At 42.0% G+C, this 12,611-nt stretch carries 14 protein-coding genes; 1 reads left to right on the forward strand and 13 read right to left on the reverse strand.

Annotated elements, in window-relative coordinates; all coding sequences use genetic code 11:
* Positions 1-1,214: 1,214 nt before the first annotated feature.
* From ACOJRU_RS02520 to ACOJRU_RS02580, 13 genes are all read right to left on the reverse strand, one after another.
* The gene (locus ACOJRU_RS02520) at positions 1,215-1,442 is read right to left on the reverse strand and encodes a hypothetical protein (RefSeq protein WP_421133490.1); all 228 of its coding nucleotides are present in this window, start codon (positions 1,440-1,442) and stop codon (positions 1,215-1,217) included.
* Between the two features lie 179 nt (positions 1,443-1,621).
* A complete protein-coding gene (locus tag ACOJRU_RS02525) occupies positions 1,622-1,909 on the reverse strand; it encodes a hypothetical protein (RefSeq protein WP_421133491.1) in 288 nt (95 codons plus the stop codon).
* Between the two features lie 118 nt (positions 1,910-2,027).
* Positions 2,028-2,417 carry a hypothetical protein gene (locus tag ACOJRU_RS02530; protein ID WP_421133492.1) on the reverse strand — a complete coding sequence of 130 codons (390 nt, stop codon included), beginning with the start codon at positions 2,415-2,417 and terminating at the stop codon, positions 2,028-2,030.
* 128 nt (positions 2,418-2,545) lie between these two features.
* On the reverse strand, positions 2,546-2,830 hold the full coding sequence (locus ACOJRU_RS02535) for a hypothetical protein (protein ID WP_421133493.1): 285 nt from the start codon (positions 2,828-2,830) through the stop codon (positions 2,546-2,548).
* Between the two features lie 157 nt (positions 2,831-2,987).
* The gene (locus tag ACOJRU_RS02540) at positions 2,988-3,320 is read right to left on the reverse strand and encodes a hypothetical protein (RefSeq protein WP_421133494.1); all 333 of its coding nucleotides are present in this window, start codon (positions 3,318-3,320) and stop codon (positions 2,988-2,990) included.
* A 131-nt stretch (positions 3,321-3,451) separates the two neighbouring features.
* A complete protein-coding gene (locus ACOJRU_RS02545) occupies positions 3,452-3,919 on the reverse strand; it encodes a hypothetical protein (protein ID WP_421133495.1) in 468 nt (155 codons plus the stop codon).
* Positions 3,920-4,041: 122 nt separating this feature from the next.
* Positions 4,042-4,236 carry a hypothetical protein gene (locus ACOJRU_RS02550; protein WP_421133496.1) on the reverse strand — a complete coding sequence of 65 codons (195 nt, stop codon included), beginning with the start codon at positions 4,234-4,236 and terminating at the stop codon, positions 4,042-4,044.
* A gap of 163 nt (positions 4,237-4,399) precedes the next feature.
* Entirely contained in the window at positions 4,400-4,819 is a 420-nt protein-coding gene (locus ACOJRU_RS02555; RefSeq protein ID WP_013783749.1) for a DUF4262 domain-containing protein, read from the reverse strand.
* Positions 4,820-5,760: 941 nt separating this feature from the next.
* Positions 5,761-6,147 carry a hypothetical protein gene (locus tag ACOJRU_RS02560; RefSeq protein WP_421133497.1) on the reverse strand — a complete coding sequence of 129 codons (387 nt, stop codon included), beginning with the start codon at positions 6,145-6,147 and terminating at the stop codon, positions 5,761-5,763.
* 551 nt (positions 6,148-6,698) lie between these two features.
* A complete protein-coding gene (locus tag ACOJRU_RS02565) occupies positions 6,699-7,127 on the reverse strand; it encodes an SPOR domain-containing protein (RefSeq protein ID WP_421133498.1) in 429 nt (142 codons plus the stop codon).
* Between the two features lie 636 nt (positions 7,128-7,763).
* On the reverse strand, positions 7,764-8,129 hold the full coding sequence (locus tag ACOJRU_RS02570; RefSeq protein ID WP_419227251.1) for a DUF7674 family protein: 366 nt from the start codon (positions 8,127-8,129) through the stop codon (positions 7,764-7,766).
* 117 nt (positions 8,130-8,246) lie between these two features.
* Entirely contained in the window at positions 8,247-8,579 is a 333-nt protein-coding gene (locus ACOJRU_RS02575) for a hypothetical protein (protein WP_421133499.1), read from the reverse strand.
* A 2,364-nt stretch (positions 8,580-10,943) separates the two neighbouring features.
* The gene (locus tag ACOJRU_RS02580; RefSeq protein WP_421133500.1) at positions 10,944-11,369 is read right to left on the reverse strand and encodes an energy transducer TonB; all 426 of its coding nucleotides are present in this window, start codon (positions 11,367-11,369) and stop codon (positions 10,944-10,946) included.
* Between the two features lie 252 nt (positions 11,370-11,621).
* Here ACOJRU_RS02580 and ACOJRU_RS02585 point away from each other — a divergent pair, with 252 nt between their 5' ends.
* Positions 11,622-12,590 carry an integron integrase gene (locus tag ACOJRU_RS02585; protein ID WP_421133501.1) on the forward strand — a complete coding sequence of 323 codons (969 nt, stop codon included), beginning with the start codon at positions 11,622-11,624 and terminating at the stop codon, positions 12,588-12,590.
* Positions 12,591-12,611 lie beyond the last annotated feature (21 nt).

Consider the following 12,611-nt stretch of genomic DNA (forward strand, 5'->3'; position numbering starts at 1 on the left):
CAGAGCCTGTTCCTTTGGCCTAGTTAAAAACTAATAAAGTCAGCATACGATTGATTATTAACACAAACAAGTAAAACAACAGCGCGGTGATGTTTTTGATTTGACTGAAGTAAGCTGCCATTTGAGCTACCAAGTGCAATGGCGCTTGCTGACTTAAAATAATAACTAGGCGATAAAGCGCCTATTGCGCAACCTATGAAGTTGAAGCGGCGAAGTTAAAACCACCAAAAGCCAGAGCGATTTTTGAAACAGCAGGTGAGGGCGGTTGAACTGTTATTTGTATTAAGCGAAACGCAGTTTAGGCTGACGCCTTCTAACACTAAGCTAAGGGGCAAAAGCGCAATGCGAAAATAGCGAAGCCGCATTGTGTTTTTGTCCCAGCGACCCGCGCAGCGGGTTGCGACTTGAGCGTTTTGTTAGGCGTACAACTGAACTTTCGCGGCACTGCCGCCACCGCTTGCCAAGCAAAACGCTGATTTAAAAATAATAAAATAACGATAAAACAACCTAGTACAGAAAGCCAGATGTAACTGCTTGGTTGGATAAAAGCACGAGCTGATAAGGGTGAGAAATTTGATTTTAAGACAGAAATTAAAACTACCTAGCGAAACAACCTTGCTGCATAAATGTCACAGATAAAGCTTCTTTTTGATTCTGTAGGGAACAGCCGCTTAACGCTAAGCTTTGGGGCGCTAGCACGTGGGCTAAAATCCGAGCGAAGCGAGCCAGCCCACGTGTTAGCGTCCCAGCGACCGGAGGGAGTGCCAACAGCGTTTTGTTAGGCGTACAAAGGAATGTACGCAGCTTTGCTGCCACCACTAGCCAAATAGACCGCGTGATTAAACTATTGAATTTAAGATAAAACAACCCTGTGCGAAAAGCCAGATGTTAACGGTAATGCTGGATAAAAGAGCGAGTTTAGAAGAAAGGGGATGTTAAATGCTGGCGTTACGGTGTTTATGAAAAGCACGTTGCTAAAGCCGTTAATACAACCGAGAAAGCTAGCCGCGAAGACAACCTAGCGAAACAACCTTGATGTTGTAATGTCACTGCTAAACCCACATTTTAATGCTGTGAGTAAATGACGCCTAACTTTTAAATAAGGGGCGATAATGCGTAGGGCATAATAGCGAAGCGGCCCTGCGTGTTAGCGGCCCTGCGTGTTAGCGTCCCAGCGAACGAAGTGAGAGGCTTAATTTGTTTGTTATGTGACATTACTGATAAAAGTACGCAATTAAAAATAGCGTTGCAATAATTGAAATAATGCCAGTAGCAATAGTGCGCCCTTCATCTTTATTGGGCCTTGGGTACTTCCCAAACGTGACTATTTTTAACGTGATGAAGCCATAGCCATAAATAACGGACTCGAGTATGGCATCTATAATAAGCCATTTGATTACTCTGAAAATTACGCGACCAAACCCTTCTACAACTTCTTCCATGACTATTAATTACCTTATATAGCTATCCAAAGATTTAATCCTTCGAATTTATAAAAATCTGTCACATAACACTTTGCATAAAGGGCAGCTACTTGTTGGCTAAACTAGCGCGCAGCGCGGGCCAACGAGTAGGTGTCCCCACGAACGCAGTGAGGTTTGATGCATTTGTTAGATGCGCGTTACTCAGGTACATAGCTAATACTACCTTCTGCAAAAACCAAACTACCCACAAACAATTTGAACGGCATACCTTCATATAATTTACCGGTATGAGGTTCATGAGTCAGAAAGCTAATTTCACACTCAACTGTCTCACCTTGTCCAATTGCACGATCAACGTTAAACGCAAGAAGACAACAAAAATTTTCCTTGCCATAGCTTATATTTGAGCGCATCCCCGTTTTATAGACGGCGTTCCAATCTTGATTTTTGATTTTCAAAAAAGTGACATTGGCTAAAATATCCATAAATTTAACTCAAAGTGCATCTAACTTTTAAATAAGGGGCGCAGGCATGTGGGCTATAATGCGAAGCAGCCCACGTGTATGCGTCCCAGCGAACGAAGTGAGTGGCTTGATTTTTTTGTTAGGCATATTTTTTTATCATCCTTTCAGTTAAATACATGCATAAACCTAGCGCTGCCCCTACAAGTGCTAGGCCGATATACGCAAATGGAAAGAAAGCCAATATCATTCCCGATGGACCCAAAGAACCCGTTTCTAAGACATGAAGAGCCAGTAGACCTAAATAGAATAGTGCAAACGCAGATACAGCTAAAAATGAGCAAGCAGTTGCATATAAAAGTAATTTCGCTTTTTTTTCTAAGTTGTGAAATACGAAAGCTAATACAACTGGCGCCCAGCTACCTAAGCCAACCAAAAATATACCGTCCGATTCATTTTCGGAATTATGTCCTGAGCAAACAAAGCTAAGAACAATAATAATAGCTGTTATGAACCAGAAAATAGCTCTCATGTGGTGCATTACTCCATATGCCTAACTTTTAAATAAGGGGCGCAGACGTGTGGGCTAAAATCCGAACGAAGTGAGCAGCCCACATGTTTGCGTCCCAGCCCGCGAAGCGGGCGTGCTTGATTTTTTTGTTATGTGCGTGCATTTTTAGACCCACAGGCAAGTGTTTCTTCCCCCAAGTGGTAGACATTATTGATAGCTACGTATGTGCCGGAAACAACACCTGAGATAGGTAGTAATACAAGCCCGCTGATTGAATAGAAGGTATTGGTATCCTCAAATCCATTGATAACTTTAAGTGTTTTGCGGTCCGAGGATATTTCACACTTGTTCACTTTAGCCGTATCGGTTTCTGGAACGACTATACAAGCGCTTAGCAGAGGAATGCTTAGAATTAAAAACGCTAGTAATTTCATTAAATAAATCCTTTTATCTTTCATTACACAGATTAGCACATAACACTAAGCTAAGGGGCAAAAGCACAATGCGAAAATGGCGGAGCCGCATTGTGTTTTTGTCCCAGCGGCCCGCGCAGCGGGTTGCGACTTGAGCGTTTTGTTAGAAGCCATCCGCTCATATTTCCTCTTCTACTTTTTTGAGCTTTACGCCATCTACAATCATTGTCCACTTTCCGTTTGATAGCGTTGGAGGTTGAGAGACATTAAACGTAGTAGTTAAAAAACTGATACCTACTGTGAAGTCATTGCCAATAAATTCTTGTAGCGATCCATTGATAGAAGTCTTTCCGCCTCTCTGTAAGCGTTGGTATGAAACCGTTCCATCTTCAAGTATAAGCAGATACATCTCTTTACTTTGCCACTCGCCTACATAGGCTAATTTATCATCGGGCAATGGATTGCTGCACCCAGCAAGCACTAAACACACTAGAAATAATAGCTTTTTCATATTTCCTCGTTGTCAAATTTCCTTGTGGCTTATAACGCCCCAGTAAGGGGCACATACTTACCGGCGAAAATGCCGGAGGCGCCGGTGAGTATGTGTCCCAGCGAACGGAGTGAGCGAGCTTGACTGGTTTGTTAGGTGACATAAGCGATCCGGACTTTCCTGTAACGCATAGCAAGAATTGTAAGAATGCCACATAAAATACCGGTGCTAATTGCTCCATTTAGACCAAAAGAAACTACAAGCGGGCGCAAGATAAACAAATGAATAATAAGCGCTGGTATTAATGCAATAGCGAATACTTTGAGCTTAACCGTTGATTCAAAAGGTGAGTTGCAGTGTGGACATACTTTTTTCTTTCCCCACTTATTGGCAGTTTTAGAGAAGAAACCTATTTTCTCTTCACAGGTTGGGCACTTAAAGAACTGTTCGTTTGGTTCAAAATTATCTTCAAGCGTCTCTGGGCTGCTTTTCTCTAATGGTTGTCGCGAAATTAATTCGCCTTTTATTCGCTCTGCTCGATCTGGAAAGGCTTCTTTATCGATATTGGCTAGTGCATCTTCTAGCTCTGTAATCGAATACTCTGAATAATTTGGTTCCATCTATTAAATTCTCCTTGTCACCTAACGCCCCTATTAAACGGCGCAAACTTGCTGGCTAAAATTGCGAGGCACGAGCGCCAGCCAGCGAGTAGGCGTCCGGTTGAATGGTTTGTTATATTGCATTAGCCACTCACAATTAAGAAATATACAACAAATACAGGAATACCAAGCCCAATTAACATTGAAAAAAACGACTCGACCAAATGAAAAATTTTGAAAAACGCATTGGATTTTCTGTATTCATGTACCCATGCTTCTCTAAACATTTTATTGAAGATGAATAACCAAAAGCCAAATACTGTTGTTAACAAGTCCATGTTGTCGATACTACCTTAAATAGAACCTTTAAGTGCTGAAATGCTCGAATGCAATATAACTTTTAAATAAGGGGCGCATACACATGGGCTATAATGCGAAGCAGTCCATGTGTATGCGTCCCAGCGAACGAAGTGAGTGACTTAATTTTTTTGTTATACGCAATCACGATAAGACCTCTTGAGCAGTGTTACTTTCTTCTTGAAATTTACCTTCTTTATCAGGCCAAATACATTGAAGAGCGTCAAACTTTTCAATGCTATATATACTAACAGCTGCCCTTAAGTATTCCTCTTTGTTGAGTTCGCTAATTTTACTAAATTTGACCGGATAGCCTTTTATAACCTCTTCACTTAATTGGTTATTGGTAAATCGTTGACCGTTCCTGATTAACTGTCCAATATCGTTGATAAGTGAGTGCATCAATGAGGTATCCAATCCAGACATGATGATTTCAGGATGATCAAGCGTTTCAGTAAAACCTATTGAATATGAAAAGCTCGGAGCATCCTTGCTAAAAACAGAAAGAACATGCCAACCATGTTTCTTAATGTCATCTTCTACTTTTCCCATTACATCCGACATATTCACAGGTTCCTAGTTTGCGTATAACGCTAAGCTTTGGGGCGCTAACATGGGGCTATAATCGCGAAGCGGCCCCGTGTTAGCGTCCCAGCGACCGGAGGGAGTGCCAACAGCGTTTTGTTAGGCGTACAACTGAAAGTACGCAGCTTTGCTGCCACCACTAGCCAAATAGACCGCGTGTTTAAATTATTGAATTTAAGATAAAACAACCCTGTGCGAAATACCAGATGTTAAGGTAATGTTGGATAAAAGAGCGAGTTTAAACAACTAGAGATGCAGAATGCTGGCGTTGCTGAGCTGATGAAAAGCCCGTTGCTAAAGCCGTTTAAACTACCGAAAAAGTAAGCCGTAAATACAACCTAGCGAAACAGCCTTGATGCTGTAATGTCACTGCTGAGCCCACTTTTAAATGCTGTAAGTAAATGACGCCTAACTTTAAGCTAAGCGGCGCAGTTGCGTGGGGCATAATGGCGAAGCCGCTCCGCGTAACTGCGTCCGAACGACCGAAGGGAGTGACTTGAGCGCTTTGTTAGAAGCAGAGCCTGTTCCCTTGGCCTTTTTAAAAACTAATAAAGTCAGCATACGATTGATTATTAACACAAACAAGTAAAACAACAGCGCAGTGATGGTATTGATTTGACTGAAGCAAGCTGCCATTCGAGCCGATAAACGCAATGGCGCTTAGTGATTTAAAATAAGAACTAGTTGATAAAGCGCCTATTGCGCAACCTTTGAAGTTAATGCAGCGAAGTTAAAACCACCTAAAGCCAGAGCGATTTTTGAAACAGCAGGTTAGGTACGTTGAACTGATATTTGTATTAAGCGAAACGCAGTTTAGGCTGACGCCTTCTAACACCCTGTTAACAGGTAATAAAATAGTTGGTTAAAATAAGCGACGAAGGAGCAAAACCAACTGTTTTTTGTCCTTGTTTAACAGCTTGTTAGGTAACACTTTTAACTTTAACTAAATATGTAAGGAAAATAATAATTAAAACTGAATCCAACGCTATTGTTAATGAGGATTTATCAATATATTGAGTCCCAAAAACAACAATTAAAGATATAAATGCTATTTTACTAATACTTGTAAGTACTAGTGCTAAGTTACGGTATACAGGATTAAAAGCTCCATAAATCAATAAAGTACCCATGAGGAAAATAAGAAATCCCCAACTTCTAACAATAACTTGAGCTAAGGGCTCGGTAAGTGCTTCACCAAACATACTTATTAAAGCTTCTTGAGGTGCGAATACTGCAAAGATCATTGAACATGTAAGTAAGCCTGCAATAAGCATTATCCATTTTATATTATTAATAATGACGTTCAAATTAACTCCTGATTATCTGTGTTACCTAACTTTAAGCTAAGCGGCGCAGTTGCGTGGGGCATAATGGCGAAGCCGCCCCGCGTAACTGCGTCCGAACGACCGAAGGGAGTGACTTGAGCGCTTTGTTAGAAGCAGAGCCTGTTCCCTTGGCCTTTTTAAAAACTAATAAAGTCAGCATACGATTGATTATTAACACAAACAAGTAAAACAACAGCGCAGTGATGGTATTGATTTGACTGAAGCAAGCCGCCCTATGAGTTGCCGAGTGCAATGGCGCTTGCCGGGTAAAATAAGAACTTGTTGGTAAAGCGCCTATTGCGCAACCTTTGAAGTAAGCGCGGTGACATTAAAACTACCAAAGCTTGGGCGATGTTGGAAACAACAGAATAGGGTTGTTGAACTGATATTTTTATAAAGCCAAACGTAGTTTAGGCTGACGCCTTCTAACACCCCGCTAAGGGGCGATAATACATGGGCTAAAATTAGGAACGAAGTGACGCAGCCCATGTGTTAGCGTCCCAGCGAGCAGCGCGAGCGCCTTTAGTGTTTTGTTAGGCGCCATAGGCTTCCAAATTACCTAGTTTTTCGCGGACTTTGAATATGTCTTTGCCTACAACGAACACTCTATACCTCTTATCACCAACAAACCTATAAGAGGGGATGTCGTTACGAATATATTTGACGCCAAGTTTGTCTAATTTGCTTTGTAGGTTTCTGGCCAATATCTCATTTTTGAAAAAACCTACGTTATGCCAATGTTGCTGCTTGAGTATGTGTTTGAAATAAAACTCCGCTGCCTCTTCTTTATTATCGGTACTGAAAATTGGAGAAGAATCCCTCCCTCTTTCTGAATAGAACACTGACCAAAATCCATTTATCTTGTCTAGGCAATAAGCGTCGTCGCCTCTAGTTTGAATCGCTATGTTTCTAGGGTTGCAACCTTCTTCAATTAATCGTTTCTCTAATTTTAAAAAGTCCATGTTGGTGCCTAACTTTTAAATAAGGGGCGCAGACGTGTGGGCTAAAATCCGAGCGTAGCGAGTCAGCCCACATGTATGCGTCCCAGCCCGCGCCGCGGGCGTACTTAATTTTTTTGTTAGAGGCCATAGCGGACAAAACCCTTTTTGCGCCCCAAATATGTTGCGATGAGTATAACTATACTTTGCAACGCCAAGGGAATTAAAAAGACATTCCCAAAGATATAAGTATTGGTTAAGGTGTAAACAGTAATTTGGATAACAACCAATACGCAAAATAATGTAACGACAGAGACTAAGTAGGGCTTTTTATCGGCGCCAAATGCCAAGTAAATGTATATTGGCAATGATAAAAAAATAGATAAAAAGATGGCAAACATTATGTCCATAGGGTGGAACGAGTGTTTAAAACTGCCAAAAATAAAACCGATAAAAAAGAACGAAGCGACTATCGAAATTAGATGGAGAGCAGAGTATTTAAAAATTCTAACAAAATCCATTTTCTACACTTGGCCTCTAACTTTTAAATAAGGGGCGCAGGCATGTGGGCTAAAATCCGAACGAAGTGAGCAGCCCACATGTTTGCGTCCCAGCCCGCACAGCGGGCGAACTTGATTTTTTTGTTAGGTGCGTGCATTTTTAAACCACTACCCTAGGTGGTTTACCATGAAAGTCCAAGTACAATTTTCTGAGATTATCTGGTACGAGAGGCCAGCCACGTTCAATACCTTCTTTGGTACCTTTCCAGAATAAGTGCTCTGTATAATAAACATCTATGTACTCGAATTCCGCCTTGGTTGCAGTATCTAGTTTCTCGCTCATGTATTGCAACTGCTCAAGTGCTTCTTCTAAGTCGCCTTGGTTTAACAAAATAGTTGTCAAATTTGCGAACTCTTCCATTAGAAATGTAAGCGCCCAACTCTCATGTTTTTCCATAAGAGGAACAACGTCAGGAAACTTAGTGCGGATCTCTTTTAAGAATCGTCTTATTTCTGATTTAGCCATTGATTTCCCAGAAGCACCTAACTTCCAAATATGGGGCGCAAACACGTGTGCAATAATGGCGAAGCCGCGCACGTGTTTGCGTCCCAGCGAGCGGCAGCGAGTGCCATAATTTGTTTGTTATAAGGCATTGCCGGAAACAACCTTAAGTTCGTCCAGCTCAAGGGCAAACTGTCGTGGGTTTTCTTCTTTGACAACAACTCCGCCACACCACATTACATCTAATTTACCATTCATTTCACTGGCATAAATTAACATGGTCTGCCCTTGTTTGAACCAATAGCCAGTGCAGCTTGAACCATTAATATTAGTATCCAATACAGTATCTTCGTCTTTTCCTTTAAATCTCTTGATTTGCTGAAAATTGACTAAAACCTCTGCCTCGTTGAACTGGTTAGTTGTTCCCTTCTGTTGAATATCTACCACCTTGCCAACAAAAACAGAGTCAAACATTTCGAACTTCTCTTTGGTTGATCCTAGGTGACAGGAGCAAGCTAGAGATGCCAAAGGAAGTAGACTAATAGTCAAAATTAAGAGGTATCGAATCATTCCCTTGCCTTATAACGCTAAGCTTTGGGGCGCTAGCACGTGGGCTAAAATCCGAGCGAAGCGAGCCAGCCCACGTGTTAGCGTCCCAGCGACCGGAGGGAGTGCCAACAGCGTTTTGTTAGGCGTACAAAGGAATGTACGCAGCTTTGCTGCCACCACTAGCCAAATAGACCGCGTGATTAAACTATTGAATTTAAGATAAAACAACCCTGTGCGAAAAGCCAGATGTTAACGGTAATGCTGGATAAAAGAGCGAGTTTAGAAGAAAGGGGATGTTAAATGCTGGCGTTACGGTGTTTATGAAAAGCACGTTGCTAAAGCCGTTAATACAACCGAGAAAGCTAGCCGCGAAGACAACCTAGCGAAACAACCTTGATGTTGTAATGTCACTGCTAAACCCACATTTTAATGCTGTGAGTAAATGACGCCTAACTTTAAGCTAAGGGGCGCAGTTGCGTGGGGCATAATGGCGAAGCCGCCCCGCGTAAATGCGTCCGAACGACCGAAGGGAGTGACTTAAGCGCTTTGTTAGAAGCAGAGCCTGTTCCTTTGGCCTAATTAAAAACTAATAAAATCAGCATACGATTGATTATTAACACAAACAAGTAAAACAACAGTGCTGTGATGGTTTTGATTTGACTGAAGCAAGCTGCCATTTGAGCTGAAAGACGCAATGGCGCTTGCAGAATTGAAATAAGAACTTGGCGATAAAGCGCCTATTGCGCGACCTTTGAAGTTAATGCGGCGAAGTTAAAACCACCTAAAGCCAGAGCGGTTTTTGAAACAACAGGTGAGAGTGGTTGAACTGATTTTTTTATTAAGCGAAACGCAGTTTAGGCTGACGCCTTCTAACTTTAAGCTAAGGGGCGCTAGCATGTGGGCTAAAATCCGAACGAAGTGAGTCAGCCCACATGTTAGCGTCCCAGCGACCGAAGGGAGTGAACTTGAGCGCTTTGTTAGAAGCAGAGCCTGTTCCCTTGGCCTTATTAAAAACTAATAAAGTCAGCATACGATTGATTATTAACACAAACAAGTAAAACAACAGCGCAGTGATGGTATTGATTATTAACACAAACAAGTAAAACAACAGCGCAGTGATGGTATTGATTTGACTGAAGCAAGCCGCCCTATGAGTTGCCGAGTGCAATGGCGCTTGCCGGGTAAAGTAAGAACTTGTTGGTAAAGCGCCTATTGCGCAACCTTTGAAGTAAGCGCGGTGACATTAAAACTACCAAAGCTTGGGCGATGTTGGAAACAACAGAATAGGGTTGTTGAACTGATATTTTTATAAAGCCAAGCGTAGTCTAGGCTGACGCCTTCTAACGCCCCTATTAAACGGCATAAACTTGCTGGCTATAATTGCGAGGAACGAGCGCCAGCCAGCGAGTATGGGTCCGGTTGAATGGTTTGTTATATGGCACCTACAACCTCGGCTGTGAAAGTTTTGTACTACCAAGAGACCTCAATGATGCATAAAAATTGTCAAAATAAAGCTGTGCTGGTAATAAGAATACAAAACCCCAAAATGATATGCGACCAAAAAATAATACTGTCAAAAATGCACAGAGCATTACTGCTAGCATTGATGAACGATACCTAGTAAGGCCTGCAGTATCTTTCACAATTTCGTCTGAACACGCTGAGCATTCAACCCTAAACATGTTACTAAGTTTAAATGACTTCCATAACGAAAAACGGGCCTGACAATTAGGGCAATTCATTTAAAACGCTCCTGTTTTCTCGTGACATATAACTTTAAGCTAAGGGGCGCTAGCATGTGGGCTAAAATCCGAACGAAGTGAGTCAGCCCACATGTTAGCGTCCCGGCGACCGAAGGGAGTGACTTGAGCGCTTTGTTAGAAGCAGAGCCTGTTCCTTTGGCCTAGTTAAAAACTAATAAAGTCAGCATACGATTGATTATTAACACAAACAAGTAAAACAACAGCGCGATGATGTTTTTGATTTGACTGAAGTAAGCTGCCATTTGAGCTACCAAGTGCAATGGCGCTTGCTGACTTAAAATAATAACTAGGCGATAAAGCGCCTATTGCGCAACCTATGAAGTTGAAGCGGCGAAGTTAAAACCACCAAAAGCCAGAGCGATTTTTGAAACAGCAGGTGAGGGCGGTTGAACTGTTATTTGTATTAAGCGAAACGCAGTTTAGGCTGACGCCTTCTAACACCCCAAGAAGGGGCAATGACACGTGGGCTATAATACGGAACGAAGTGACGGGAGCCCACGTGTTATTGTCCCGCTTACTTGGTTTGTTATGCGTCGTCTACTATGCACTCAGCTACCTTCATTACCGGGGTGGTACTAAAATCAAGTTGCAAGGTTGTAATTGCAGGCTGACGTAGATTGTTTAATTCCGTAGGCTGCCACCTGAATTTTTTTAGTGATTTTTTTGCTGACCCTATAAATATAGAGCCTGGTATGGCCTTAATAACTTGGATGTCTTGTGCTTTCCCATCACTGTTGATCACAAATGAAAAATCGACACAACCACTTATTCCCTGCTTTGCCGCATTTATAGGATATTTCGGGTAGTCAGTTTTCGAAACAATCCACATTTCTTCAATGGCATCTTTCTTACCAATAAGATCAATTGGTTGTAACTCGTTGTCCTTGACTTCGGGAGTTGTGCTACAAGCTAATAGCGCTAAGACACTAGTCAAAAATAGAATCCTTCTCATTGTCTTCCTCCGTTATTTACTGTGACGCATAACAATTTAGTGTACGGAAAAAATCCTTTATGCAAGGCGGACTAATTCCATATATCACGTTTTATAATTACATAACTTTCGCACGTAAATGCACTTCTATCAACAACCTATACTTTCTATCTGAAGTTACTGGGCTTAAGTACGGAATATGTCCATTTTATTTTACCTGTGCCTCAAAAGCCGCAATGCTGTCTGCATTTACAGTTAATGAATTTTATAAAAATGAAATCAATGTTTATGCAAATGGTGGTCGAGCATATGCGAAATCGCCGCTATGCGAAGCGCACTATTGAACTTTATACCACGTGGATAGTTAGCTTTATCCGTTTTAACAGTAATAGGCACCCCTCTGAAATGGCCGATAAAGAGGTTGAATTGTTTTTGTCCCACTTGGTGAATGCTAAGAATGTCGCACCTGCTACCCAAGCGAGTGCGCTTAATGCATTGGCATTTCTTTATCGCGATATTATAGAGCGTCCACTTACATTAGAGCTAGATTTTGTTACTAGTCGAAGGCGTGCAAAGTTACCTGTAGTGCTTACACAAGAGGAAGTGGTTTCATTGTTTGCGCAAATTCCAGCAAACTTGAAGCTGCCCATTTCTTTACTTTATGGCAGTGGGTTGCGCTTAATGGAGGCGGTACGTCTTCGTGTTAAAGATATCGATTTTGACTACAATGCTATACGTATTTGGGACGGCAAAGGGGGTAAGCATCGCATTGTCACCTTGGCCGCCGAGCTAAAGCCTGGGCTTACTCGTCAAATTGGTGTGGTTGAAAACTATCTTGTGGCTGACCTACAAAACCCAAAGTATGAAGGTGTCTATTTACCTCACCGGTTGCGCGTAAAATATAAAAATGGTCCGCGTGAATTGGGGTGGCATTATCTTTTTCCTTCGGCCCGGTTATCTGTCGACCCCGAAAGTCAGAAGGTGCGTAGGCATCATATCGATGAATCTAGCATTCAAAAAGCCATAAGAAATACCGCTAAAGCGTGCGACATTAAAAAGAAGGTCACGCCGCATACGTTGCGCCATTCTTTTGCAACGCATTTGTTACAGGCGGGGGCTGATATTCGTACGGTACAAACCCAGTTGGGCCACTCTGATGTGAAAACCACGCAAATTTACACCCATGTGCTTCAGCAAGGTGCGCAAGGTGTGGTAAGTCCACTGTCGCGTGTGTTGAAATAGCATCTTGACTACCTAATAAAA

It is taken from the genome of Alteromonas algae, assembly GCF_049117195.1.
Lineage (GTDB): Bacteria > Pseudomonadota > Gammaproteobacteria > Enterobacterales > Alteromonadaceae > Alteromonas.